This is a genomic window from Thermomonas alba, assembly GCF_022419205.1.
Taxonomy (GTDB): Bacteria; Pseudomonadota; Gammaproteobacteria; order Xanthomonadales; family Xanthomonadaceae; genus Thermomonas; species Thermomonas alba.
In genome coordinates this window covers 101,790-125,495 of record NZ_JAJOZU010000003.1, presented here as the reverse complement: position 1 = coordinate 125,495, position 23,706 = coordinate 101,790, and the positions used below count along the sequence as shown (strand labels likewise).

Below are 23,706 nucleotides of genomic sequence, written 5' to 3'. Positions count from 1 at the left end.
AGCACCTGCGAGATTTTTCTCATTCAGGACGCGCAGACATCGCCGCAACTTACCGAAGCCGTCACTCGAGCCCAGCCTGCGCCAGCCACGCGCGTCCGGCTGGGGTCTGCGCTTCCAGCGTGCAGACGCGCCCAGCGCCCTGCAGCGCCAGCCGGATGTCCAGATCCGGCGGCGGCAGCGCGCCGCGCCCGCGCTGCGGCCATTCCACCAGCCACAGCCGGGCGGCATCGGGATCCAGCCCGAGGAACTCCAGCTCGCCAGGATCGCCGATGCGGTACAGGTCCAGATGCAGCGCGGTGCCGCCGGCCGGCAGCGGGTACGGTTCGACCAGGGTGTAGGTGGGGCTGCGGATGGTGCCAATGACGCCCAGCGCGCGCAGCAGCGCCCGCGCCAGCGAGGACTTGCCGGCGCCCAGGTCGCCGTGGAGATGGACCACGGCGCGCGCGGGCAGCGCCTGCGCCAGGCGGGCGCCGAGGGCGTCGGTGGCCGCGGCATCGGGAAGGAAGAGCTCGGACATCCGCCTATCGTCGCATCGGATTGGCCAGGCGGCGCAGCCACGGCAGCAGGTCGGAGGGCAGCAACCCGCGCTCGCCGTCCTCGCGCGCGGCCGCATCGCCGGCGGCGGCGTGCAGCAGCGCGCCGGCCACCGCCGCATCGTGCGCGGCGAACCCTTGCCCACGCAGCGCCGCGACCACGCCGGTGAGCAGGTCGCCCATGCCGCCGGTGCCCATGCCGGGGTTGCCGGCACACAGCACCACCGGCGGCACGCCGGGCGCCTGCACCAGCGTGCCCGCGCCCTTCAGCACCGCGACGCCGCCCCAGCGCGCCTGCAGCGCGGCGACCGCGGCGAAGCGGTCGCGCTGGACCTCGGCGGTGGTGGTGCCGAGCAGGCGCGCCGCCTCGCCGGGATGCGGCGTGACCACGTCGTCGGGCCGCAGCGTCGCGCCGGACGCCGCCAGCAGCGACAGCGCCTCGGCGTCGAACACGCGCGGTTTGTCGCAGGCCAGCACGCGCTCGAACAGCGCCCGCCCCCACGCGCCCTGCCCCAGCCCGGGGCCGATGGCCACGACATCCGCGCGCGCCAGCAGGGCATCCAGCTGCGCGACCTCCTCGACCGCGTGGGCCATCGCTTCCGGGCAGCGCGCCAGCAGCGCCGGCACGTGCGCCGCACGGGTCGCCACGCTGACCAGGCCCGCGCCGCAGCGCAGCGCGGCCTGCGCCGCCAGCAGCACCGCACCGCCGCTGCCGGCCTCGCCGCCGATGCACAGCACATGGCCGTTGCGGCCCTTGTGGGTATCGCGCGGCCGCAGCGGAAAGAAGCTCGCCAGCGCATCGGCGCGATAGGCCAGCGCCACAGGGGCGAGTCCCTCGAACACACCGGCCGGCAGATCCAGCGTCGCCAGTTCCAGTTCGCCGCAGTGATCCAGCGCCGCGCCGGTGCGCAGGCCGCGGTGGCGGGCGATGAACTGCAGCGTGCATTCGGCCCGGACCGCCGCACCCGGCGCGCTGCCGCGATCGGCATCCACCCCGCTGGGCACGTCCAGCGCCAGCACCGGCGCCGGATGCGCGTTGATGGCCGCGATCAGCGCCGCTGCCGGCCCCTCCGGCGCGCGCGACAGGCCGATCCCGAACAGCGCATCGACGATCAGGTCGGCATCCCCCAGCGCATCCGCGATCGCGCCGCCCGCCGCCCGATACTCGGCGCAGGCGCGCTGCGCGAGCGCGCTGGCCGACTCAGCGCCTTGCACCACGCGCACGTCACGCCCGGCCTCGCGCGCGTGGCGCGCCAGCACGTAGCCGTCGCCGCCGTTGTTGCCCGGCCCGCAGGCCACCACGATCCGCTGCGCCTGCGGCCAGTGCTTCAGCACGCAGCGCCAGGCCGCCTGCCCGGCGCGGGCCATCAGCGCAAACGCATCGCCGCCACAGGCGACGATCCCGCGCGCCTCCAGCGTGCGCAACGCAGCGGTATCGAACAGGGGAAGCGGCATCGGCATGCATCTGATTCTAGACCGGCCTGTTCTGGACCGGCCTGCCAAGACCAGCGCGAGCGTCGCCACGCCTATACTTGCGCCGATGACGACACCCGACTACGCCGCGCTGGCCGACCGCATCCGCGCGCTGGCACGGGCCGCGGGCTTTCAGCGCGTGGGCATTTCCGGCATCGAGCTGGGTGAGGACGAAGCCCACCTGCTCGACTGGCTGGCGCAGGGCCTGTACGGCTCGATGGAGTGGATGGCACGCCACGGCGCCCTGCGCGCGCGTCCGGCGGAGCTGCTGCCGGGCACGCTGCGGGTGATCTCGGTCGGGCTGGACTACGGCCAGGACCCCGAGGTGGCCTGGCAGACGCTTCGGGACGGCGAGCGTGCGTACGTGGCCCGCTACGCGCTCGGCCGCGATTACCACAAGCTGCTGCGCCAGCGTCTGCAAAAGCTCGCAGAGCAGGTGCAGGCGGAGATCGGCCCGTTCGGTTACCGCGCCTTCACCGACTCAGCGCCGGTGCTGGAACGCGCGCTGGCGCGCAACGCCGGGCTGGGCTGGATCGGCAAGCACACCTGCCTGATCGACCGCGACGGCGGCAGCTGGTTCTTCCTCGGCGAACTGTTCGTGGACCTGCCGCTGCCGGTGGATCCGCCGGCCAGCGCGCACTGCGGCACCTGCACGCGCTGCATCGAGATTTGCCCGACCCGGGCGATCACCGCGCCGTACCGGCTGGATGCGCGCCGCTGCATCGCGTATCTGACCATCGAACACGACGGCCCGATCGACGAGGAACTGCGTCCGCTGATCGGCAACCGCATCTTCGGCTGCGACGACTGCCAGCTGGTCTGCCCGTGGAACAAGTTCGCCCGCCGCACCGACGAGCCCGACTTCCGCGCCCGCAATGGGCTGGACCGGGCCACGCTGACGGAGCTGTTCGCCTGGGAGGAGGACGAGTTCCTGCGCCGCACCGAGGGCAGCGCGATCCGCCGCAGCGGGTACGAGCGCTGGCTGCGCAACATCGCCGTCGCGCTGGGCAACGCGCCGACCACGCCGGCCGTGCTGGCCGCGCTGGCCAGCCGCCGCGACCACCCTTCGCCGCTGGTGCGCGAGCACGTGGCCTGGGCGCTGGCGCGGCACGCGGCGCGGCCGTCCCCGTAAAATGCGGGAATGAGCGACCAACTTCCCCGCCCCAGCTTCCACGGCTTCGAACAGATCCCACTGCGCGAGTACGCCGAGCGCGCCTACCTCGACTACTCGATGTACGTGGTGCTCGACCGCGCCCTGCCGTTCATCGGCGACGGGCTCAAGCCGGTCCAGCGCCGCATCGTGTACGCGATGAGCGAGCTGGGCCTGAATGCCGCCGCCAAGCCCAAGAAATCCGCGCGCACCGTGGGCGACGTGATCGGCAAGTACCACCCGCACGGAGACTCCGCCTGCTACGAGGCGCTGGTGCTGATGGCGCAGCCGTTCTCGTACCGCTACCCGCTGATCGACGGCCAGGGCAACTTCGGCTCCAGCGACGATCCGAAATCGTTCGCCGCGATGCGCTACACCGAATCCAAGCTCGCGCCGATCGCCGAGGTGCTGCTGGGCGAGCTGGGCCAGGGCACGGTGGACTGGGTTCCCAACTTCGATGGCACGCTGCAAGAGCCCAGCTGGCTTCCGGCACGGCTGCCGCACCTGCTGCTCAACGGCACCACCGGGATTGCCGTGGGCATGGCCACCGACATCCCGCCGCACAATCTGAACGAAATCGTCAGCGCCTGCATCCGCTTGCTCGATGACCCCGACGCCAGCGTGCGCGACCTGTGCGAGCACGTGCGCGGCCCCGACTACCCCACCGCGGCGGAGATCATCACCCCGCACGCCGATCTGCGCGCGATCTACGAAACCGGAAGCGGCAGCGTGCGCGCGCGGGCGGTGTATGTGCGCGAGCAGGGCAACATCGTCATCACCGAACTGCCCTACCAGGTCAGCCCCGGCAAGGTGATCGAGCAGATTGCCCAGCAGATGCGCGCCAAGAAACTGCCGTGGCTGGAGGACATCCGCGACGAGTCCGACCACGCCAACCCCACCCGCATCGTGCTGGTGCCGCGCAGCAGCCGGGTGGACGCCGAGCAGCTGATGAGCCACCTGTTCGCCACCACCGACCTCGAGAAGAGTTACCGGGTCAACCTCAACGTGATCGGGCTGGACGGGCGCCCGCAGGTGAAGAACCTGAAGATGCTGCTGACAGAGTGGCTGGCGTTCCGGCAGGACACCGTCACCCGCCGCCTCAGGCACCGGCTGGATAAGGTCGAGCGCCGTCTGCACCTGCTGGACGGCCTGCTGGTGGCCTTCCTCAATCTCGACGAGGTGATCCGCATCATCCGCAGCGAGGACGAGCCCAAGCCCGTGCTGATGGCGCGCTTCGGGCTGTCCGAAGATCAGGCCGACTACATCCTCGACACCAAGCTGCGCCAGCTGGCGCGGCTGGAGGAGATGAAGATCCGCGGCGAGCAGGACGAACTGGCTGCCGAGCGCAAGACCCTGCTGGCCACTCTCGAGAGCAAGGCCAAGCTGAGGAAGCTGATCAAGGACGAGCTGCTGGCGGATGCGAAGAAGTTCGGCGACGCCCGCCGCAGCCCGCTGGTGGAACGGCAGGCCGCGCAGGCGCTGGACGAGACCGAGCTGGTCGCCAGCGAGCCGATGACCGTGGTGCTGAGCGAGAAAGGCTGGGTGCGCGCGGCCAAAGGCCACGACATCGACGCCGCCGGCCTGTCCTATCGCGAAGGCGACGGGCTGCTGGCCGCGGTGCGCACGCGCAGCAACCAGCAGGTCGCGTTCCTCGACTCCACCGGGCGCAGCTATTCCACCGCCGTGCATACGCTGCCTTCGGCGCGCGGCAACGGCGAGCCGCTGACCGGCCGCTTCAGCCCACCGCCAGGCGCCAGCTTCCAGGCGCTGGCCAGCGCCGGCAGCGAGGACCGCCTGGTGCTCGCCTCCAGCCACGGCTACGGCTTCGTCACCCGCTTCGAGAACCTGATCAGCCGGCAGAAGGCGGGCAAGGCGCTGCTCGCGCTCGCGGATGGCGCGCGCGTGCTGGCCCCCGCGCCGGTGCACGACCCCGCCGGCGACCGCATCGTCGTGGTCACCAGCGCCGGGCACGTGCTGGCGTTCCCGGTGGCCGAGCTGCCCGAGCTGGACAAGGGCAAGGGCAACAAGCTGATCGAGATTCCCAAGGCCAAGCGCGGCACCGAGCGGGTAGTCGCGGTCGCCGCGGTGCCGCCCACCGGCAGGCTGCAGGTGAAGTCCGGCGCGCGCACGATGACGCTGACGTTCAAGGAACTGGATGCCTACCTCGGCGCGCGCGGCAGCCGCGGCGGGCTGCTGCCGCGTGGCTGGCAGAAGGTGGACGGATTGTCGGTGGAACCATGATCCATCGTTCGACGGCGCCTACCGCCGGGCGTTTCGCTCTGCGGCTCGAAATACCGCTACGCGGATCACCCGACGGTCTCGCCGTCGATGGGAGCCTAACGTGAGCCCGGAATTCTGGCATCAACGCTGGGCCAACCACGACATTGGCTTCCATCAGTCAGCGCCGACCCCGCTGCTGCTCAAGCACTGGCCAGCGCTGGAAGTACCGGCCGGCGCGCAGGTGTTCGTGCCGCTGTGCGGCAAGTCGCTGGACATGGCCTGGCTGGCCGGCCAGGGCTATCGCGTGCTGGGCGTGGAGCTGTCGCAGATCGCGGTGGATGAGTTCTTCGCCGAGCACGGGCTGGTGCCCGAGGTCGAGGACACCCGCTACGGCCGTCATCACCACGCCGGCGGCATCGAGCTGATCTGCGGCGATGCTTTCGGGCTGGACGCCGATCTGCTGGCTGGCTGCGCCGCGGTGTTCGATCGCGCCGCGCTGATCGCGCTGCCGCCGCCGCTGCGCCGGCGCTACGCAGGGGAGCTGTATGCGCGCCTGCCCCAGGGCTGCCGCGGCCTGCTGATCACGCTGGAATATCCGCAGGCCGAGCGCGAGGGCCCGCCATTCAGCGTGGAGGAGGCGGAAGTCGCGACGCTGTATGCAGATACCTGGAGTGTGCGGGTGCTGGAACGTCGGCCGATTCCTCCCGACAACCCTGGCTACATCGCCGGCGTCTCGCGCCTGCAAACCGCTGCATATCGGCTGGATCGCCGCTGAGCCTGGCATGCCGCACTTGATCAAGATCAAGTCGCGGCCGTCCGCGGCCACCTAAGCTGCGGGCATGCACCCTCAGAACGTCACCTTCGACGCCGATCTGCTGCGCCGCTATGACCGGCCCGGTCCGCGCTATACCTCGTATCCGACCGCGCCGCAGTTCAGCGCCGAGTTCGGCGAGGCCGAGCTGCGCGCGGTGATCCAGGCCAGCAACGAGGATCCGATCCCGCGCCGGCTGTCGCTGTACGTGCATGTCCCGTTCTGCTTCAGCCCCTGCTTCTACTGCGGCTGCAACCGCGTGATCACCCGCGACACCGCGCGCGGCGAGGCCTATCTGGCGCGGCTGCACCGCGAGATCGCCCTGATCGCGCCGCTGTTCGACCGCGACCGCGAAGTGATCCAGCTGCACTTCGGCGGAGGCACCCCCAACTTCCTGAGCCCGCAGCAGCTGGGCGACGTGGTGGACGCCCTGCGCCGCCAGTTCCACTTCACCCAAGCCCGCGACCGCGATATCTCGATCGAGATCGACCCGCGCGTGTGCCCGCCCGAATGGCTGCCGGAGCTCGCCGGGATCGGGTTCAACCGGATCAGCCTCGGCGTGCAGGACTTCGACCCGAAAGTGCAGGAAGCGGTGAACCGGGTGCAGAGCGTGGAGCAGACCCGCGCGGTGATCGAGGCCGCGCGCGCCGCCGGCATTGGCTCGATCAACGTCGATCTGATCTACGGATTGCCGGCGCAGACACTGGACGGGTTTGGCCAGACGCTGGAGACCGTCATCGCCCTCCGTCCGGATCGGCTGGCGGTCTACAGCTACGCCCATCTGCCGCATCTGTTCAAACCTCAGAAGCAGATCGACGAAACCCTGCTGCTCGGCGGCGAGGCCAAGCTGGCGCTATTGCAGCTGGCGGTGCAAAGGCTCACCGCCGCCGGCTACGTGTACATCGGCATGGACCATTTCGCCCTGCCCGACGACGAACTGGCGCGCGCGCAGCAGCGCGGCGGGCTGCACCGCAATTTCATGGGCTACACCACCCATGCCGACAGCGACCTGATCGGGCTGGGGGTGTCGGCGATCAGCCATATCGGCAACAGCTTCAGCCAGAACCCGCGCGACCTGCCCAGCTGGGAGGCCGCGATCGACGATGGCCGCCTGCCGGTGTTCCGCGGCATGCGCCTGAGCGAGGACGACGAACTGCGCGCCGACCTCATCCAGTCGCTGATGTGCCAGGGCGAGATCCCGATCGCCGCGCTGGAGCGCCGCTACGGGATCGATTTCCGCAGCTACTTCGCCGAAGACCTGGCGCGTCTGGAACCACTGTTCGCAGACGGCCTGATCCAATCCCTGCCAGACCGCATTCGTGCGACGTCGCGAGGACGGCTATTACTGCGTAATATTGCCATGTGCTTCGATCGCTACCTCGCCCCGCCCGCCCCCAATGCCCGGCCGCTCTTCTCGCGCGCGATCTGAGCCGCGCATGCCGGATGCCTGCGCCCAGTCCGGGGGGGCGATGAGCACGCCGACCTACCCGCGGCTAAACACGCAGGTCCTGTCCGACGACGGCGACGAGCTGCAGTTCTGCTCCACCTGCGCGTTCTCGCATGCCTGCCTGTCGCAGGGCATGGACAAGAGCGCGCTCAAGGAACTGCACTTCCTGGTCGAGCATGTCGGTCCGTTCCATGCCGGAGAAACCCTGTTCCGCGAGGGAGATCCATTCGACGCGATCGCCGCAGTGCGCGCCGGCTGCGTCAAGACCCGGGTGATCGACCGCGACGGCCGCGAGCACGTGCTCGGCTTCCATTTTCCGGGCGAGGTGATCGGCCTGAACGCGATCGACGGCCACCGCTATCCGTGCGATGCGATCGCGCTGGACACGGTGATGCTCTGCCGCTTCTCGTTCCCGAAGATGTCGCTGCTGGCGACCAAGGTGCCCGGCCTGCAGCGCGAGCTGTTCCGGCTGCTGAGCCGCGACATCGGCCGCGCCGCCCTGCTCGCCGGCGACTGGAGCGCCGACCAGCGGATGGCCGCGTTCCTGGTCGGGATGGCGCGACGCCTGGCGGCGCGCGGTTTTTCCGCGACCCGCTTCCAGCTGACGATGGCACGTACCGACATCGCCAACTACCTGCGGCTGGCGCCGGAGACGGTGAGCAGGGTGCTGCGCCGGATGCAGGACGACGGCGTGCTGGCGGTCGATCGCCGCGAAGTCGAACTGCTCGATCCTGCGCGTCTGGAAGTGCTGGCCGCGCCGATCCTGCGCGACTGACACGCGCTGCAGCGGGCACATCGCCTGCGCTTGACGCGCGTCATGGAGTCGCGATCGCGCTCGCCCGAAGATGACCGCGACCATCCAACCGTAGGAGAGTCGCAATGTCCATCACCAAACGGCTATGGCTGGGCTTGGGGGCCCTCCTGGCCGCAAGCTTCGCCGTCATGCTTTGGCTTGGCGTGGATCTGATCCAGACCAAGCCCCCCATTCCAGATCGCGTCGTCGCGGCCAACGGCCAGGTGCTTTACACCAAGGACGACATCCAGAAGGGCCAGCAGGTCTGGCAGAGCATCGGCGGCCAGCAACTCGGCTCCGTCTGGGGCCACGGCGCGCTGATCGCGCCCGACTGGTCGGCCGACTGGCTGCACCGCGAGACCGAAGCCATGCTGGAACTGCAGGCGCGCGCGGATACCGGGCAGTCGTACGCCAGCCTGGACCCGGGCGAACAGGCGAAGGTGCAGGCCGCGGTCAAGCCGCTGATGCGCGCCAATACCTACGATCCCGGCAAGGACGAGATCGTGGTCAGCGATCAGCGCGCACGCGCGATCAGCGCGGTTGCCGCGCACTACGAAAGCCTGTTCTCGAACGATCCGGCTACCCACGCGCTGCGCGTGGACTATGCGATGCGCGAGGGCACGGTGCCGGATGCCGACAACCGGCGGGCACTGACCGCGTTCTTCTTCTGGACGGCCTGGGCCGCCGGCACCGACCGTCCCGGCGAGACGCACCGCACCTATACCAACAACTGGCCGTACGAGCCGCTGACCGGCAACACGCCGACCTCGGACACCTTCATCTGGTCGGTGTTCTCGCTGCTGTTCCTGATCGGCGGCATCGGCCTGCTGGCATGGCACTACGCCGGCTGGCACAGCAAGGAGCAAGCGCCGGTTCCACCGCCGCAGGACCCGCTGAAGGGGCTGACCCTCACGCCCTCGATGCGTGCCACCGCCAAATATTTCTGGGTCGTCGGCGCGCTGTTCCTGGTGCAGATCCTGCTGGGTGCCACCACGGCGCACTACCAGGTGGAAGGGCAGCAAGCCTACGGGTTCCAGATCGCCAATATCCTGCCCTACTCGCTGACCCGCAGTTGGCACACCCAGCTGGCGGTGCTGTGGATCGCGACCGCGTGGCTCGCTACCGGGCTGTACATAGCCCCGGCGATCTCCGGGCACGAGCCGAAGTACCAGCGCGCCGGCGTCAATTTCCTGTTCGTCTGCCTGCTGGTCATCGTGGTCGGCGCCTTCGCCGGGCAGTGGTTCGCGGTGATGCAGAAGCTGGGCCTGAAGTACAACTTCTGGTTCGGCCACCAGGGCTGGGAATACGTGGACATCGGCCGCTTCTGGCAGGCGTTCCTGTTCATCGGGCTGCTGCTGTGGCTGGTGCTGGTGGGGCGCGCGCTGTGGCCGGCACTCAAGCGCCGGGACGAGATGAGCTCGATCGTCGGCCTGCTGTTCCTCTCCACGATCGCCATCGGCCTGTTCTACGGCGCCGGCCTGATGTGGGGCGAGCACAGCCACATCTCGGTGGTCGAATACTGGCGCTGGTGGGTGGTACACCTGTGGGTGGAAGGCTTCTTCGAGGTGTTCGCGGTGGCGGTCATCAGCTTCCTGTTCGTGAAGCTGGGACTGATCCGCGGCAGCTCGGCCACCGTCAATGTGCTGTTTGCGACCATCGTGTACCTCACCGGCGGCGTACTCGGCATGTTCCACCATCTGTACTTCACTGGCACTACGACCGCGGCGGTCGCCCTCGGCGCGTGCTTCTCGGCGCTGGAGGTGGTCCCGCTGGCGCTGATCGGGCTGGAGGCGCATGAAACCTGGAGCCACAGCCGCGCCACGCCCTGGATGGCGCGCTACCGCTGGCCAATCATGTTCTTTCTGGCGGTGAGTTTCTGGAACCTGGTCGGCGCCGGGCTGTTCGGGTTCCTGATCAACACCCCGATCGCGCTGTACTACATGCAGGGCCTGAACCTGACCCCGCTGCACGGCCATACCGCGCTGTTCGGGGTGTACGGGATGCTGGGGATCGGCCTGATGCTGTTCTGCCTGCGCGGGCTGCGGCCGCAGGTGCAGTGGCCGGAAGGCCTGCTGCGCGCGGCGTTCTGGTGCTTCAACATCGGGCTGGGCCTGATGGCGCTGCTGACCCTGCTGCCGATGGGAACTCTGCAGCTCAATGCCGCGCTGGAGCACGGCTACTGGTTCGCGCGTTCGGCCGAGTTCATGACCCGGCCCATCATCCACATGCTGGTGTGGATGCGCATGCCGGGCGACCTGGTCTTCGCCAGCGGCGCGCTGCTGCTGTGCCTGTTCATCGCCCGCCTGTGGCTGAAGCCGCAGCCAGCACGGAATTGACCGGCGCCAGATGGCATCGGAGCGGGGCGGCGGACAGCCGCCCCGCTTCGCTTCGGGAAACCACACCGAGCGTCAGCCCGCGCGCTGCAGACGCCACGCGCGGTGGATGCGCGGGTTGCGCGCGAAGTCCGGTGGGATGGTGGAGGCGCTGATGTCCTCCACCTGCGCGAACCCGGCCAGCGCCGCCTGGTCCAGCTTGAAGCGACGGAAGTTGTTGCTGAAGTAGAGCACCCCGCCGGGCGCCAGCCGCGCCAGCGCCGCGCGCAGCAGGCGCACGTGGTCGCGCTGCACGTCGAAGTCGTCGGCGCGCTTGGAGTTGGAGAAGGTGGGCGGATCGCAGAAGATCACGTCATACTCGTTGGTATCGGCCTCGATCCACCTCAATGCATCGGCCTGGGCGATGCGGTGGCGGGTGCCGCCGATGCCGTTGCCACGCAGGTTGTCGGCCAGCCATTCCAGATAGGTCGCCGACAGGTCCACGCTGGTGGTCAGCAAGGCGCCCTGCACCGCCGCCTGCACGGTGGCCACGCCGGTGTAGCAGAACAGGTTGAGGAAGCGCTTGCCGCGCGCCTCCAGCGCCATCCGCGCGCGCAGCGGGCGGTGATCGAGGAACAGGCCCGTGTCGAGGTAATCGAACAGATTGACCCGCAGTCTTGCCGCGCCCTCCTCCACCGTGAGGAACTGCCCGCGGTGATCGAAGTGGCCATACTTGCTGCCGCCCTTGCCGGTGCGGCGGGTCTTCACCGCCACCCGCTCGCGCGGCACGCCGAACACCTCGCGCACCGCCAGCAGCAGCTCGCTCAGACGCCTACGGGTGACGGCTTCGGGAATCTCCGGTGGCGCGGCGTACTCCTGCACGTGCAGCCAGGTCTCACCGCCCACGGTGGTGTAAACGTCCACTGCGCAGGCGTATTCGGGGATGTCGGCATCGTAGGCGCGGAAACAGGAAACCTGCTCCTGCTGGCGCCAGCGCGCCAGCTTGTCGAGGTTCTTGCGCAGGCGGTTGGCCACCATCTGTGCCCCGGGGGAAATCCCCCCGGGGGACGCGCCTTCCGGCCGGGCGCGCTTCTCCGTTCCCTCACGCTGCGGCGGGGCGATGGGATCCACCGCGATCAGGCTGCATTCGATGGCGCCGTTGAACAGCTGGTAGCGCTTTTTCGCGCGCAGCCCGGTGGCGCGGGCCAGTTCGCCGTCGCCGCACAGCAGCGCCGCGCGCCACTGCGGCGCCGCCCGTTTCAACGCATCGCCGAGCGCGCGATACAGCGCCGGATCGGCCGCCAGTCGCGCATCGTAGGGCGGATTGCAGGCGACCACGCCGCGCAGGTTCTCCATCGGCGGCAAGTCGGCGATGTCACGCACGGACCAGCCGATGGCGCTCGCGACGCCGGCCGCCTGCGCGTTCTCGCGGGCGGCGCGGATGGCGTGCGGGTCCACGTCGCTGCCGTGGAAACAGGGCCGTAGCGCGGCGCGACCGCGCGCCTCGCGGGCGATGGCCTCGCTGCGCAGGCCTGCCCATGCCTCGCCGTCGAACCCGATCCAGCGGGTCGGCGGCGCATCGCCGTAACGCCCCAGCCCCGGCGCCACGTCGGCCGCCATCAGCGCGCCCTCGATCAGCAGTGTGCCGCTGCCGCACATCGGATCGAGCAGGTCACCGCCCTCGGCATAGGCCTGCGGCCAGCCACCGCGGTACAACACCGCGGCAGCCACGGTTTCCTTCAGCGGCGCGGCGCCCTGCACCCGCCGCCAGCCACGGCGGTGCATTGGCCCGCCGGACAGGTCGATCGACAGCGTGGCGTGCCCCTTGCGCACGACCAGGTGGATGCGGACATCCGGCGATTCCACGTCGACGTCCGGCCGCTGGCCAGTGCGGGCGCGCAGGGTATCGACGATGGCGTCCTTGACCCGCTGCGCGGCGTAGCGCGCATGGGTGAGGCCGCTACCGGAGACGTGCGCGTCGATGGCGATCGTGTGGCCGGGCGAGAGGTGGCCGGACCAGTCCACCGCGGCCGCGCCGGCGTAGAGCGCGTGCTCGTCGGCGCACGCGAACTCGGCGATCGGCCACAGGATGCGGCTGGCCAGCCGCGACCACAGCACCGCGCGCTGGGCATCCAGCAGCGTGCCTTCCACGTTGACGCCGGCCAGCGTGGCGGTGGCGCGCGCGCAGCCGAGCGCGAGCAGTTCGTCGGCCAGCAGATATTCCAGCCCTTTGCCGCAGGAGGCGAAGAACTTCATGGCGCTACAGGGACGCCAGCAGCGCGGCGAATGCCTCGGCGCTGGCCTGCACGTGATCGGACAAACGATGGGAATCGTTCACCAGCAGCAGCCGCGCATCGCGCGCCGCCGCCCAGTCCACCACCTGCGCGGCAGGGATCAGCTCGTCGTGCCAGCCATGCAGGACCGAGGTCGGCACGCGCGCCGCCGGCATCGGCGGTGCGCCCTCCATCACCACCGGCGGCGCCATCAGGAACAGGCCGGCGACCGGCACCTGCATCGATACATGACCGCTGATATAAGCACCGAGGCTGGAGCCGGCCAGCACCAGCGGGCCGCGCGCGGCAGCCGCCTGCGCCAGCCCGAGCAGGCGGGCGATGCGCGCCGGCACGTCGCCCAGCGGGGTCACCTCGCGGCGAGCGTCGAGGTCGGTGTAGTCGGGGCGCTCGTGGGTCCAGCCCATGCGCTCGGCGACCTCGGCCAGCGCGGTCACCTTGGTCGCATCCGGGCCGCTTTCGAACCCGTGGGAGAGAATGCAGTGTCCTTTCATGCGCGAATGCTAGCATCGCCGCATGTCCGCCCCTCCGGTCCATCCGCATCCCCTGCCCTACGTCGGCCTGCTGCAAGCGCGCGCGCTGGAGACGGTGGATACCGTGGTCATCCATTGCACCGAACTGCCCGACCTCGCCACTGCGCGGACCTACGGGGAGCGGGTGCTCTACGACTCCGGCACCGGTAACAGCGGCCACTACTACATCGACCGCGACGGGCGCATCGAGGAATACGTGCCGCCGTGCCGCATCGCTCACCACACCCGCGGCTGGAACGCGCGCAGCGTGGGCATCGAGCTGGTCAACACCGGACGCTTTCCGGACTGGCTGGACTCGCGTCACCAGACAATGCGCGAGCCCTATACCCCCGCCCAGATCGAGGCGCTGATCGCCCTGCTGCACTGGCTGCGCGGACAGCTGCCGCAACTGGCCCAGATCGCCGGGCACGAGGACCTCGACGGCGAGCGCGTTCCCGCCAGCGACGACCCGACCCTTCGCGTGCAACGCAAGCGCGATCCCGGGCCGCTGTTCCCCTGGCCGCAGGTGCTGGCCGCCGTTCCCCTGGCCCGCCTATGCGCCGAGGCGGCGCCAGCCCCGTCCGTATAATCACGGCATGACTTCGCCTGTTTCCGAGCTGATTGAGCTCCTCTCGCTGGAACGCCTGGAGGAGGACCTGTTCCGTGGCCAAAGCCGCGACATCGGCACCAAATACGTGTTCGGCGGGCAGGTGCTGGGGCAGGCGCTGTCGGCCGCGCAGGCCACTCTCACCCAGCCGCGCGCGGCGCATTCGCTGCACGCCTATTTCCTGCGCGCCGGTGACATCGAGGCGCCGATCGTCTATCACGTCGATCGCACCCGCGACGGCGGCAGCTTCTCGGTGCGGCGGGTCACCGCGATCCAGCACGGCAAGGTGATCTTCTTCTGCGCGGCCTCGTTCCAGAAGGAAGAAGCCGGCGCCGAACACCAGCTTTCGATGCCGGAGGTGCCCAAGCCGGAAGACCTGGAGCCGGCGCCCGCACTGCCGCCCGAGCGCCTGGCACAGCTGCCGACCATGGTTCAGCGCTGGCTCAACCGCGCCGGCCCGTTCGAGTCCCGCCACGTCTATCCGCGCGACGAGCTGAATCCTCCCAAGCGCCCGCCCTTCCAGCAGGTGTGGTTTCGCCTGACCGAAAAGGTGGGCGATTCGCCGGAGCTGCACCGCGCGCTGCTGGCCTATGCCAGCGACTTCCACCTGCTCGGCACCGCCACCCTCCCGCACGGCATCAGCTACTACCAGCCGAACGTGCAGATGGCCTCGCTGGATCACGCGCTGTGGTTCCACCGCCCCTTCCGCGCCGACGAATGGCTGCTGTATTCGATCGACAGCCCCAGCGCCCAGGGCGCACGCGGCCTGGCGCGCGGCCAGATCTTCGACCGCAGCGGACGGCTGGTGGCCAGCACCGCGCAGGAAGGCATGATCCGGGTGCTGCCGGATGCGCATACGCCATGAGAAAAGTATTTTCGAGCCCGCGCCTGGAAAACGTGGAGGCGGTGGCGCAGCTGCTGCGCGACGCCGGGATCGAGGTCAAGATCGAACATGGCCGCAGCTATCGCGGCTACCGCCGCGGAAACTTCAGCTATGACGCCCGCAAGGCACCCAAGGAGATACCGGCGGTATGGATCGTGCGCGCCGAGGATCAGCCGCGCGGCCGCCAGATCCTGCGTGAACTCGGCCTGCTGGAAGGCGCGCGCGAAGAACCGCCGAGCTATCTGCCCGCGCCCTCCCGTGACGATGGCAGGGCGGCCCGCGCGACCTTCGGCAAGCGCCTGAAGCTGGCCCTGCTCGCCCTGATCGCAGTGGTCATCGGGCTGGCGGCGCTACGCTCGCACACACCGCCCAAACCGGTTTCGTCGGCGAAGCCGGAAACACGTCCCGCACCGCCGGTGGAAGCGATCACCGACGTCCAGGTGTTCCAGATCGATGTCCCTGCTGCGCTCGCCGCGCACCTGGCCGAGCATGCGCTGCAGCAGCGCAAGCCTGCGCTGGCCTGCCTGAGCGTGGACGGCCACGACCCGAAGCCGGGCGTGCTGGAGGCGATGGCCGTGCCGCCGCGCACCCGCGTGCTGGCTGCTTCGGCCTGCACCGGCAAGGACGGGCTTGCGATCGCGGTGCGCGACTACATGACCGACGGCAGCGGCCGCGGCGAGGTCACGCTTGAGGTGGCCGGGCAACCCGCGCAGATCCTCACGGTGGAACGCCAGGGCCACCGCTGGGACATCCTCGCAACAGCGCAAGGCGCACGCTAGCCAGACCGCGCCAGCACGCGCCCGCAGCCGATGATCGCGCGGTCCGCCGTTACTTTTTCGCCGGCGGCACCGGTGCGGCGGGCGGCGGCGGTGGTGCCGCCGGAGGCATCGGTGGGCGGTGCATGCCGCCATGCAGCGGCCGGCACACCTCGCCCAGCTTGGCGAACTCATCGCGGCTGAGCTGGCCATCCTTGTTGGTGTCGGCCTTGTCGAAGCACTCGGCACGCATCCTCTCCATCGTTTCCTTCCGCTGGGGATCCATCCCGCGACCGCCATCCTCGCCACGGCCGCGCCAGGCCGGCAGCTCGTCCGCGCTCAGCTTGCCGTCCTTGTTCCTATCGAGCTGGTCGAACCTGGCCGCCAGCCGCGGATACTTGGCCGCTTCCTCGCGGCTGATCACGCCATCACCGTTGGCATCGGCCCGCATCATCGGCGAGCCGGGCGGCGGCGCGCTCTGCGCCAAGGCCAGACCAGAGACGGCGGTAGTCGCCAAGACCAGCAAACGCAATGTTGTCTTCATGGGAGTTCCTCCGCCCGGTACCAGTTCCGGGGCGTCCTCTAAAACGCACCATCCGCACAGCGGTTGACTTGCCCGCTGCGCGCGCACGAAGGCCGGCGCTATGCTGAGGGCATGGGCGGCGACGACGACAACCTGCGGCTGTTCCACAGCGCGCCGCATCCCTGCGGCTACTGGCCGGGACGCCAGGCGCGCGACCTGGTGCTGGACCCGCGCGATCCGCGCCTGCCCGCGCTGTATCCGATGGCGCTGCAATGGGGCTTCCGCCGCTCTGGCGACATCCTGTATCGCCCCAGCTGCGACGGCTGCCGCGCCTGCGTGCCGGTACGGATCGCGGTCGCCGCATTCCGCCCGAATCGCAGCCAGCGCCGCTGCCTGGCGCGCAATGCGGACATCGAGGCGCACATCGTGACGCCCGCGTGCAGCGACGAATACCTGCGCCTGTACCAGCGCTACCTGGCGTTCCGCCATCCCGGCGGCGGCATGGACGGCCATGGCGCGCACGAGTTCGAGCAGTTCCTGATCGGCCGCTGGAACGAAAGCCGGTTCCTGGAACTGCGCCAGCGCGACAGCCACCGGCTGCTGGCGGTGGCGGTCACCGATCTGACCGAGGAGGCATTGTCGGCGGTCTATACCTTCTACGACCCCGACCAGGCCGCGCGTGGGCTGGGCACCCTGGGCATCCTGCAGCAGCTGGAGTGGGCGCGCCGCAGCGGCCGCGATCATCTGTACCTGGGCTACTGGATCGCCGGGCACCCCAAGATGGACTACAAGCGCCGCTTCCAGCCGCTGGAGGCGTTCGACGGGCACCGCTGGCAGCCACTGCCCGCCGTCTGAACGTGGCGTGTCGCCCGGGCATCGCGCCATCCCGGGGTGGCGTGCGATCCTGTGCCGATGCCGCGCCTTCTCCCCCATCGGCTGCTGCCGGCCCTGCTGTCGCTGGTTCTGGCCGCCTGCTCGCCGCTGTCGCTGCCGTTCGCACGCCTGGCCGGGCTGGTGACCGATCCGGAGCTGGACGAGATCAGCGGGCTGGCGGCCTCGCACGTACACGAAGGCGTGCTGTGGGTGCACAACGACAGCGGCAACCCGGCGCGGCTGTACGCCATCAACACCCGCGGCCGGCTGCTGGCGCGGTTCAACGTGGCCGGCGCGCGCAACATCGACTGGGAGGACATCGCCAGCTTCACGCTGCGCGGCCGTCACTACCTGCTGCTGGCCGACACCGGCGACAACGGCGGCCACCGCCGCGATTTCGTGCTACACGTGTTCGAGGAGCCCGCGGTGCTGGCCGACGGCACCCTGACCCCGGCCTGGTCGATCCCGGCGCACTGGCCGGACGGCTCGCGCGACTGCGAAGCGGCGGCGGTGGACCCGGTACGCGGCCAGGTGCTGCTGATCTCGAAGAAACGCACGCCACCGGAGCTGTTCAGCCTGCCGCTGGCCAACCCGCACGGGCGGGTGCAGGAAGCGCGTCGGATCGGGCGTCTGGCCGACGTGCCGCAAGTCGGGCCGGAGCTGCGCAGGAAAGATCCGACGCTGGCCGCGCTGTTCTCGCAGGTGACCGCCGCCGACATCTCACCCGACCGCCGCACGCTGGCGGTGCTGACCTACGGCAGCGTGCTGTTCTACCGGCGCGAGGCGGGCGAAGACTGGGCCGCGGCGGTGGCGCGCGCGCCGGAAGCCCACGACGTGCCGCTGATCCCGCAGGCCGAGGCGCTGGGCTGGAGCGCTGGCGGCGCCGGGCTGTACGCCAGCGGTGAATCCCGCCCAGCCCCGCTGTACTACCTCGTCCCGCAGCAACCCTGAGCGCGCCCGCCGCCGGACCCCGGTGACCGTTCGTCGGCAGGATCTTGCATGATTGATATCAAGTTGATATCAATCTACTCAAAACCCCGACGAGCACACCCATGAAAGAGATCCCGCTGCGTTCCCTGCCCGGCATCCCGATGCTGCTGATCCTGCTGCTGGCCACCGGCGCCGGCGGCTGGCTGCTGCTCACCGCCCTGCAGTTCCAGCTGTGGCCGCAGTTCATCGGCGGCGCGCTGCTCTCCGCCGGCGCCTTGCTGTGCCTGGGAGGGCTGTACATGGTCGAACCCAACCAGGCGGCGGTACTCAGCCTGTTCGGCCGCTACGTCGGCACCGTCAAGGACAGCGGCCTGCGCTGGAACAACCCCTTCTACTCGAAGAAGAAAGTGTCCCTGCGCGTGCGCAACTTCGAATCCGGCAAGCTCAAGGTCAACGACCTGGACGGCAGCCCGATCGAGATCGCCGCGGTCATCGTGTGGCAGGTGGTAGACGCCTCGGAGGCGGTCTACAACGTGGACGACTACGAGAGCTTCGTGCACATCCAGTCCGAATCCGCGCTGCGCACGATGGCCACCAGCTATCCGTATGACCAGCACGAGGACGGCCAGATCGCACTGCGCAGCCACGCCGCGGAAGTCTCGCAGCACCTGCGCGACGAGCTCGCCGAGCGCCTGGCCGATGCCGGCGTGCAGGTGCTGGACGCGCGCATCAGCCATCTCGCCTACGCCCCGGAGATCGCCCAGGCCATGCTGCAGCGGCAGCAGGCGAACGCGATCATCGCCGCGCGCACCCGCATCGTCGCCGGCGCGGTGGGCATGGTCGAGATGGCGCTGGCCGAACTGCAGAAGAACGGCGTGGTCGAGCTGGACCAGGAGCGCAAGGCGCAGATGGTCAGCAACCTGCTGGTCGTGCTGTGCGGCGAGCGCGCCACCCAGCCGATCGTCAATGCCGGCACGCTGTACTGATCCGGGCCGCTACGCGCCGTGAGCGAGAAGAAGGCCTATCCGCTGCGCATCAACGCCGAGATCCTGGCGGCGGCGCAGCGCTGGGCCGACGACGAGCTGCGCAGCCTCAACGCGCAGATCGAATACGTGCTGCGCGACGCGCTGCGCAAGGCCGGGCGGCTGCCGTCGCCACGCACTCCCTCCGAGGACGACCCCAAATGAACCGCCCCGCACCTCCCCGCCGCCCCCTCCACCGCGCGCTGCTGGCCGGCGCGCTCGCCCTGGCCGGCGCGGCCCACGCGCAGACCGCCGATCCCGCCGCGCTCGCCCGCCAGGCGCTGGACCTGATGGATGCCGGCGATTACGCCAAGGTCGAAGGGCTGTTCACGCCGCGCATGGCCGAGGCGGTCCCCGCCGACAAACTCAAGGCGGCCTGGGAGTCGCTGCCCGTGCAGATGGGCAAGGCCACCGGGCGCGGCAAAGCCACCACCACCATGCAGGGCAAGGTCGCCGTGGTGCAGGTGCCGCTGCATTTCGAGAAGGCCGAACTGGTGGCGAAGTTCGCCATCGACGCCGACGGCAGGATCGCCGGCTTCCTGGTGCAGCCCGCGCAGGCGGCCCCCGCCCCCGCTCCCGCCGTCGCGGCGGATGCGCCCTACGCCGAGCATGACATGGTGATCGGCGACGGCGCGCGCGCCCTGCCGGCCACCCTGGCCATGCCCAAGGGCGCAGGCCCGTTCCCGGCGGTGGTGCTGGTGCACGGCTCCGGCGCGCACGACCGCGACGAGACCATCGGCCCGAACAAGCCTTTCCTCGACCTCGCCCGCGGCCTCGCCGCGCAGGGCATCGCCGTGCTGCGCTACGAAAAGCGCACCAAGGCGCATCCGCAGGAGTTCGCGGGCGGCGACTTCGGCGTGGACGATGAAACTACCTTCGATGCCGTGCTGGCAGTGGACGCGCTGCGCAAGACCGACGGCATCGACCCCGAGCGCGTGTTCGTGCTCGGCCACAGCCAGGGCGGAATGATGGCACCGCGGATCGCCGCGTTGTCCGGCCACGTCCGCGGCCTGGTGCTGCTGGCGGCGCCGGCGCGCCCGCTGCTGGACATCGTGATCGAACAGAACCGGCGCATGGCGGTGCTGGACGACGGCAAGATCAGCGATACCGAACGCACGGCGATCAACGCGCTGATCGCGCAGGTGCGGCAGACCCGCGACCCCGCCACGCCGGCCACGACCCGCACCGTGATGGGCCAGCCGGCCGGCTACTGGCGCAGCATCGACAGCGTGGATGCGGTGGCCGAGGCGCGCCGGGTAGCACTGCCGATGCTGGTGCTGCAGGGCGGGCGCGACATCCAGGTGGTGGACGCCGACTGGCAGGCCTGGCGCGAGGCGTTCGACGGCGACCCCAAGGTCGCCTTCAAGCTGTATCCCGCGCTCAACCACCTCGGCATCGCCGGCGAAGGCGAAGGCTCGCTGGCCGAATACGCGCAGCCGGGGCATGTCGATCCCAAGCTGATCGATGACGTCGCCGCCTGGGTCAAGGCGCACTGACGATGAAGCCACCGGCTGCCAGGCAGGATTTTCCGCTCGCGCCGATGGCGCCGTGGACATGGCCGGCCCTGCTCGGGTTATGGGCCTTGCTGCTGCTCTTCGCCTTCCTCGGCGGAACGCACGTGCAATCCCCCACGAACCCCGTGCCGTGGTGGCTTATGACACTGTTCGGCACGGCGCTGCTGCCTGCTGGCCTGCTGTCGATGCTTGCGCACCGGCAGATCCGCATCGAACACGACAGGCTGCTGGTCGCCGGGGCGTTGCTGTTCGCGCGGAAAATCGCGATCAGCGATCTCGGGCTCGATAAGGCCCGGATCGTGAACCTCGACGAACACACGGAATACAAGCCGATGCTGCGCCTGCTCGGCTTCAATTTCCCCGGGCTCACCGTGGGCATCTGCCTCCTGCGCAACCGCAGCCGTGCGTTCTGCCTGCTGACGTCGCAACCCCAGGCCTTGCTGCTGCCGCAACGCAACGGCGGCCTGATCCTGGTCAGCCCAGAAAAACCGCAGGCGTTGCTGGACGCCCTGCGCGCGGCGTGATGCCGGCCGCGCGGCGGCTGCGCTACCCTGCGCGCATGCCACGCCTGCCCGCCATCCCGCTGAAGACGGTCCTGCGCAATACCGCGGAGATCGAACTGTGGCCGGCCGCGCTGCTGCAGGCGCGCGGCAATGCCCACGCGCGGTTGCTGGCGCGCGCCCGACACGTACTGCGGCGCAAGCGCGACGGCCGCTACCTGGCGGCTGAACTCGAAGGCGGCCTGCATCCACTGGTGCCCGCGCTGGCGCGCGAACCGGGGCTGGACGCCGCCCGCCGCGCCCTGCGCGCACCGCCGCCGCACGTCCGCAATGGCCTCGAACACCCCGGCGCGCTGCCGCTGCATCGCCTGCACGAACGCCTGCACGCGCTGGGGCTGGATGCGGATGCCTATGCCGCGCGCAGCGGGCTGGCGCTGGTGCCGGAGCCCCGCTGGCTGCTGCTGGCCGGCTTCGACCGCTGGCGCCGGCCGCTATGGCTGCATCCGCAGGCCGCCCACGCCTGGCACCGGATGCAGGCCGCGGCGCGGGCCGACGGCATCGCGCTGGAGGCGATCTCCGGCTACCGCAGCCATGACTACCAGCTGGGCATCTTCGAACGGAAACTGGCGCGCGGCCACTCCGTGGATGCAATCCTCGCGGTCAACGCCGCGCCGGGATTCTCCGAGCACCACTCCGGGCTGGCGCTGGACATCGGCGCGCCCGGCGAGCCGCCGGCCGAGGAGACGTTCGAACGCACGCCCGCCTTCGCCTGGCTGCAGGCGCATGCGCCCGCGCACGGCTTTGCGATGAGCTATCCGCGCGACAACCCGCACGGGATCGTGTACGAGCCCTGGCACTGGCGCTTTGCGCCCGCCTGAGGACTTCAGCGCGCCTTCGCCAGTTCGCGCAGGGTGGCGCGCAGTCCGGCGCGCCAGTCGGGCGGGGCGAGCCCGAACTCCCGCTGCGCTTTCGTGGTGTCCAGAACCGAATAGGCCGGCCTGCGGGCCGGCGTCGGGTAGTCCGCGGTGGCAATCGGCAGGACGCGCGGACGCCGCGCCAGCAGGCCCGCCGCCAATGCCTCGTCCATGATCGCCTCGGCGAACCCGTGCCAGCTGGTCTGGCCGGCGGCGACCAGGTGCCAGGTCCCGGACGCGGCCAATCCGCGCCGCAGGATGTGCGCGGTCGCCTCCGCGATCCAGGCCGCCGGGGTCGGCGTGCCGATCTGGTCGGCCACCACCCGCAGTTCTTCGCGCTCGGCGGCCAGGCGCAGCATGGTGTGCAGGAAGTTCCGGCCGTGCGCGGCGTACACCCAGGCCGTGCGCAGGATCGCGTGGCGCGCGCCGCTTGCGCGGATCGCCTCCTCGCCGGCCAGCTTGCTGGCGCCATACACACCGAGCGGCGCGGTAGCGTCGTCCTCGCGATACGGCCGGGTCCCGCGGCCGTCGAACACATAGTCCGTGGAGTACTGCACCAATAGCGCGCCGGTCACGGCACAGCCGCGGGCCAACGCGGCGGGAGCCTCGGCATTCGCGCGGAAGGCCGCCTCGGGTTCAGCCTCCGCACGATCCACGGCGGTATGCGCGGCGGCATTCACCACCACGTCGGGCGCGATCCGCGCCACCAGCCCCGGCAGCGCCTGCGGTGCGTCGAAATCGGCGACCACGTCGGCATCGGCACCATCGCGGGTCGCCACGACCAACTCACCCAGCGCTGGCAGAGTCCGCCGCAGCGCGCGGCCGACCTGGCCGTTGCCGCCCAGCAGCAAGATCCTCATGGCCGGCAGCGCGGCAGGCGCTCGCGCGGGATCGCGTCGAGGAACGGCGCGGCCGCATCCTTGTCCGACAGCCGCACCTCCGCCAATGGCCAGTCGATCGCCAGCTGCGGGTCGTCCCAGCGCAGCGCATTCTCGCTGGCGCGGTCATAGGGCGCGGTGCACATGTAGCTGACCAGCGCGGTTTCGCTGAGGGCCAAGAAGCCGTGGGCGAAGCCTTCGGGGATCCATAGCTGGCGCCGGTTTTCCGCGCTGAGGATCACCGCCGCGTGCTGGCCGAAGGTCGGTGAATCCCGGCGCAGGTCCACCGCCACGTCGTACACCTCGCCCTCCAGCACCGTCACCAGCTTGCCCTGCGGATGCTCCGGCCACTGGTAGTGCAGGCCGCGCAGGACCCCGCGCCGCGAGCGGCTGACATTATGCTGCACGAACTGCGTGGGCAGCCCGTGCGCGGCGAAGCGCGCGGCATTCCACGCTTCAAAGAAGAAACCGCGCGCATCGGCATGCACGTCCGGCTCGATGGCTACACAGCCAGGAAGACGGGTTTGCAGGATTTTCAAAGGGGGCGTGGGATGTGAAGGTCTGGCGATGATACCCTCCTCGTGAAATGCACGATGCACGCGGCTCTTGATGATCTTGCGCAACCGCGCATGCACGCTCTCGATGGCATTGGCGGTGTAGATGATCCGCCGCGCCTCGGGCGGGAAGGCGAAGAACGGAATCACCCGGCTCCAGACCCGCCGCCAGGCCGCCATGACGCTCGGGCGCGATGCGACACAGCCGTGG

23 protein-coding genes and 1 pseudogene are annotated in these 23,706 nt (G+C 70.1%); 16 read left to right on the top strand and 8 right to left on the bottom strand.

Going from position 1 to position 23,706, the window contains the following annotated elements:
* Positions 1-61 precede the first annotated feature (61 nt).
* Together tsaE and ML342_RS05475 are read right to left on the bottom strand one after the other, a co-directional pair.
* On the bottom strand, positions 62-517 hold the full coding sequence (gene tsaE / locus ML342_RS05480) for a tRNA (adenosine(37)-N6)-threonylcarbamoyltransferase complex ATPase subunit type 1 TsaE (RefSeq protein WP_240125990.1): 456 nt from the start codon (positions 515-517) through the stop codon (positions 62-64).
* Positions 518-521: 4 nt separating this feature from the next.
* Complete coding sequence (locus ML342_RS05475; RefSeq protein ID WP_240125989.1) at positions 522-1,994, bottom strand: NAD(P)H-hydrate dehydratase; 1,473 nt, start codon at positions 1,992-1,994, stop codon at positions 522-524.
* Positions 1,995-2,073: 79 nt separating this feature from the next.
* On the opposite strand from ML342_RS05475, the gene queG reads away from it, so the two are divergent.
* The 6 genes from queG to ML342_RS05445 all read left to right on the top strand — a co-directional run bounded on the left by queG (position 2,074) and on the right by ML342_RS05445 (position 10,763).
* On the top strand, positions 2,074-3,138 hold the full coding sequence (queG, locus tag ML342_RS05470; RefSeq protein WP_240125988.1) for a tRNA epoxyqueuosine(34) reductase QueG: 1,065 nt from the start codon (positions 2,074-2,076) through the stop codon (positions 3,136-3,138).
* Between the two features lie 9 nt (positions 3,139-3,147).
* Positions 3,148-5,397, top strand: a complete 2,250-nt coding sequence (gene parC / locus ML342_RS05465; RefSeq protein WP_240125986.1) for a DNA topoisomerase IV subunit A — start codon at positions 3,148-3,150, stop codon at positions 5,395-5,397.
* Between the two features lie 100 nt (positions 5,398-5,497).
* On the top strand, positions 5,498-6,151 hold the full coding sequence (locus ML342_RS05460; protein ID WP_240125984.1) for a thiopurine S-methyltransferase: 654 nt from the start codon (positions 5,498-5,500) through the stop codon (positions 6,149-6,151).
* A 64-nt stretch (positions 6,152-6,215) separates the two neighbouring features.
* Positions 6,216-7,616 carry an oxygen-independent coproporphyrinogen III oxidase gene (hemN, locus tag ML342_RS05455; protein WP_240125982.1) on the top strand — a complete coding sequence of 467 codons (1,401 nt, stop codon included), beginning with the start codon at positions 6,216-6,218 and terminating at the stop codon, positions 7,614-7,616.
* A gap of 40 nt (positions 7,617-7,656) precedes the next feature.
* On the top strand, positions 7,657-8,409 hold the full coding sequence (locus ML342_RS05450) for a helix-turn-helix domain-containing protein (protein WP_240125980.1): 753 nt from the start codon (positions 7,657-7,659) through the stop codon (positions 8,407-8,409).
* Positions 8,410-8,513: 104 nt separating this feature from the next.
* A complete protein-coding gene (locus ML342_RS05445) occupies positions 8,514-10,763 on the top strand; it encodes a nitric-oxide reductase large subunit (RefSeq protein WP_240125978.1) in 2,250 nt (749 codons plus the stop codon).
* Positions 10,764-10,835: 72 nt separating this feature from the next.
* On the opposite strand, the gene rlmKL is transcribed toward ML342_RS05445, so the two are convergent.
* Positions 10,836-12,995 (bottom strand): bifunctional 23S rRNA (guanine(2069)-N(7))-methyltransferase RlmK/23S rRNA (guanine(2445)-N(2))-methyltransferase RlmL, encoded by a 2,160-nt coding sequence (gene rlmKL / locus ML342_RS05440; RefSeq protein WP_240125976.1) that lies wholly within the window; start codon positions 12,993-12,995, stop codon positions 10,836-10,838.
* A 4-nt stretch (positions 12,996-12,999) separates the two neighbouring features.
* Positions 13,000-13,524 carry a hypothetical protein gene (locus ML342_RS05435; protein WP_240125975.1) on the bottom strand — a complete coding sequence of 175 codons (525 nt, stop codon included), beginning with the start codon at positions 13,522-13,524 and terminating at the stop codon, positions 13,000-13,002.
* Between the two features lie 22 nt (positions 13,525-13,546).
* On the opposite strand from ML342_RS05435, the gene ML342_RS05430 reads away from it, so the two are divergent.
* Genes ML342_RS05430 through ML342_RS05420 form a run of 3 tightly spaced genes read left to right on the top strand, consistent with a single transcriptional unit; the run spans position 13,547 to position 15,811 of the window.
* The gene (locus ML342_RS05430; protein ID WP_240125973.1) at positions 13,547-14,131 is read left to right on the top strand and encodes an N-acetylmuramoyl-L-alanine amidase; all 585 of its coding nucleotides are present in this window, start codon (positions 13,547-13,549) and stop codon (positions 14,129-14,131) included.
* A gap of 7 nt (positions 14,132-14,138) precedes the next feature.
* A complete protein-coding gene (gene tesB, locus ML342_RS05425) occupies positions 14,139-15,014 on the top strand; it encodes an acyl-CoA thioesterase II (RefSeq protein ID WP_240125971.1) in 876 nt (291 codons plus the stop codon).
* Entirely contained in the window at positions 15,011-15,811 is an 801-nt protein-coding gene (locus ML342_RS05420; RefSeq protein WP_240125969.1) for a putative signal transducing protein, read from the top strand. Before tesB ends, ML342_RS05420 begins: the two co-directional genes overlap by 4 nt.
* A 49-nt stretch (positions 15,812-15,860) precedes the next feature.
* On the opposite strand, the gene ML342_RS05415 is transcribed toward ML342_RS05420, so the two are convergent.
* A complete protein-coding gene (locus tag ML342_RS05415) occupies positions 15,861-16,331 on the bottom strand; it encodes an EF-hand domain-containing protein (RefSeq protein ID WP_240125967.1) in 471 nt (156 codons plus the stop codon).
* Positions 16,332-16,442: 111 nt separating this feature from the next.
* On the opposite strand from ML342_RS05415, the gene ML342_RS05410 reads away from it, so the two are divergent.
* The 7 genes from ML342_RS05410 (at position 16,443) to ML342_RS05380 (ending at position 22,027) form a co-directional block, all read left to right on the top strand.
* The gene (locus ML342_RS05410; RefSeq protein ID WP_240125965.1) at positions 16,443-17,165 is read left to right on the top strand and encodes an arginyltransferase; all 723 of its coding nucleotides are present in this window, start codon (positions 16,443-16,445) and stop codon (positions 17,163-17,165) included.
* A 57-nt stretch (positions 17,166-17,222) separates the two neighbouring features.
* On the top strand, positions 17,223-18,134 hold the full coding sequence (locus tag ML342_RS05405; protein ID WP_240125963.1) for a hypothetical protein: 912 nt from the start codon (positions 17,223-17,225) through the stop codon (positions 18,132-18,134).
* 101 nt (positions 18,135-18,235) lie between these two features.
* Positions 18,236-19,099, top strand: a complete 864-nt coding sequence (locus ML342_RS05400; protein WP_240125961.1) for an SPFH domain-containing protein — start codon at positions 18,236-18,238, stop codon at positions 19,097-19,099.
* Between the two features lie 18 nt (positions 19,100-19,117).
* Complete coding sequence (locus tag ML342_RS05395; RefSeq protein ID WP_240125959.1) at positions 19,118-19,300, top strand: type II toxin-antitoxin system antitoxin; 183 nt, start codon at positions 19,118-19,120, stop codon at positions 19,298-19,300.
* Positions 19,297-20,631, top strand: coding sequence for an alpha/beta hydrolase (locus ML342_RS05390; protein WP_240125957.1), 1,335 nt, complete (start codon positions 19,297-19,299; stop codon positions 20,629-20,631). Before ML342_RS05395 ends, ML342_RS05390 begins: the two co-directional genes overlap by 4 nt.
* A gap of 2 nt (positions 20,632-20,633) precedes the next feature.
* Positions 20,634-21,173, top strand: a complete 540-nt coding sequence (locus tag ML342_RS05385) for a PH domain-containing protein (RefSeq protein WP_240125955.1) — start codon at positions 20,634-20,636, stop codon at positions 21,171-21,173.
* 35 nt (positions 21,174-21,208) lie between these two features.
* Positions 21,209-22,027: a M15 family metallopeptidase gene (locus ML342_RS05380; protein ID WP_240125954.1), complete on the top strand. Its 819-nt coding sequence runs from the start codon at positions 21,209-21,211 to the stop codon at positions 22,025-22,027.
* A gap of 5 nt (positions 22,028-22,032) precedes the next feature.
* On the opposite strand, the gene rfbD is transcribed toward ML342_RS05380, so the two are convergent.
* The 3 genes and pseudogenes from rfbD to ML342_RS05365 all read right to left on the bottom strand — a co-directional run.
* On the bottom strand, positions 22,033-22,923 hold the full coding sequence (gene rfbD / locus ML342_RS05375) for a dTDP-4-dehydrorhamnose reductase (protein WP_240125953.1): 891 nt from the start codon (positions 22,921-22,923) through the stop codon (positions 22,033-22,035).
* Positions 22,920-23,480: a dTDP-4-dehydrorhamnose 3,5-epimerase gene (gene rfbC / locus ML342_RS05370; RefSeq protein WP_240126293.1), complete on the bottom strand. Its 561-nt coding sequence runs from the start codon at positions 23,478-23,480 to the stop codon at positions 22,920-22,922. Before rfbC ends, rfbD begins: the two co-directional genes overlap by 4 nt.
* A gap of 54 nt (positions 23,481-23,534) precedes the next feature.
* A pseudogene (locus ML342_RS05365) lies at positions 23,535-23,690 on the bottom strand (transposase); the annotation flags it as partial.
* Between the last annotated feature and the right edge of the window lie 16 nt (positions 23,691-23,706).

Coding starts and splice junctions, on each gene's coding strand:
- tsaE (WP_240125990.1), bottom strand. CDS start 517: ATGTCCGAGCTCTTCCTTCCCGATGCCGCGGCCACCGACGCCCTCGGC.
- ML342_RS05475 (WP_240125989.1), bottom strand. CDS start 1,994: ATGCCGATGCCGCTTCCCCTGTTCGATACCGCTGCGTTGCGCACGCTG.
- queG (WP_240125988.1), top strand. CDS start 2,074: ATGACGACACCCGACTACGCCGCGCTGGCCGACCGCATCCGCGCGCTG.
- parC (WP_240125986.1), top strand. CDS start 3,148: ATGAGCGACCAACTTCCCCGCCCCAGCTTCCACGGCTTCGAACAGATC.
- hemN (WP_240125982.1), top strand. CDS start 6,216: ATGCACCCTCAGAACGTCACCTTCGACGCCGATCTGCTGCGCCGCTAT.
- ML342_RS05450 (WP_240125980.1), top strand. CDS start 7,657: ATGAGCACGCCGACCTACCCGCGGCTAAACACGCAGGTCCTGTCCGAC.
- ML342_RS05445 (WP_240125978.1), top strand. CDS start 8,514: ATGTCCATCACCAAACGGCTATGGCTGGGCTTGGGGGCCCTCCTGGCC.
- rlmKL (WP_240125976.1), bottom strand. CDS start 12,995: ATGAAGTTCTTCGCCTCCTGCGGCAAAGGGCTGGAATATCTGCTGGCC.
- ML342_RS05435 (WP_240125975.1), bottom strand. CDS start 13,524: ATGAAAGGACACTGCATTCTCTCCCACGGGTTCGAAAGCGGCCCGGAT.
- ML342_RS05430 (WP_240125973.1), top strand. CDS start 13,547: ATGTCCGCCCCTCCGGTCCATCCGCATCCCCTGCCCTACGTCGGCCTG.
- tesB (WP_240125971.1), top strand. CDS start 14,139: ATGACTTCGCCTGTTTCCGAGCTGATTGAGCTCCTCTCGCTGGAACGC.
- ML342_RS05420 (WP_240125969.1), top strand. CDS start 15,011: ATGAGAAAAGTATTTTCGAGCCCGCGCCTGGAAAACGTGGAGGCGGTG.
- ML342_RS05415 (WP_240125967.1), bottom strand. CDS start 16,331: ATGAAGACAACATTGCGTTTGCTGGTCTTGGCGACTACCGCCGTCTCT.
- ML342_RS05410 (WP_240125965.1), top strand. CDS start 16,443: ATGGGCGGCGACGACGACAACCTGCGGCTGTTCCACAGCGCGCCGCAT.
- ML342_RS05405 (WP_240125963.1), top strand. CDS start 17,223: ATGCCGCGCCTTCTCCCCCATCGGCTGCTGCCGGCCCTGCTGTCGCTG.
- ML342_RS05400 (WP_240125961.1), top strand. CDS start 18,236: ATGAAAGAGATCCCGCTGCGTTCCCTGCCCGGCATCCCGATGCTGCTG.
- ML342_RS05390 (WP_240125957.1), top strand. CDS start 19,297: ATGAACCGCCCCGCACCTCCCCGCCGCCCCCTCCACCGCGCGCTGCTG.
- ML342_RS05385 (WP_240125955.1), top strand. CDS start 20,634: ATGAAGCCACCGGCTGCCAGGCAGGATTTTCCGCTCGCGCCGATGGCG.
- ML342_RS05380 (WP_240125954.1), top strand. CDS start 21,209: ATGCCACGCCTGCCCGCCATCCCGCTGAAGACGGTCCTGCGCAATACC.
- rfbD (WP_240125953.1), bottom strand. CDS start 22,923: ATGAGGATCTTGCTGCTGGGCGGCAACGGCCAGGTCGGCCGCGCGCTG.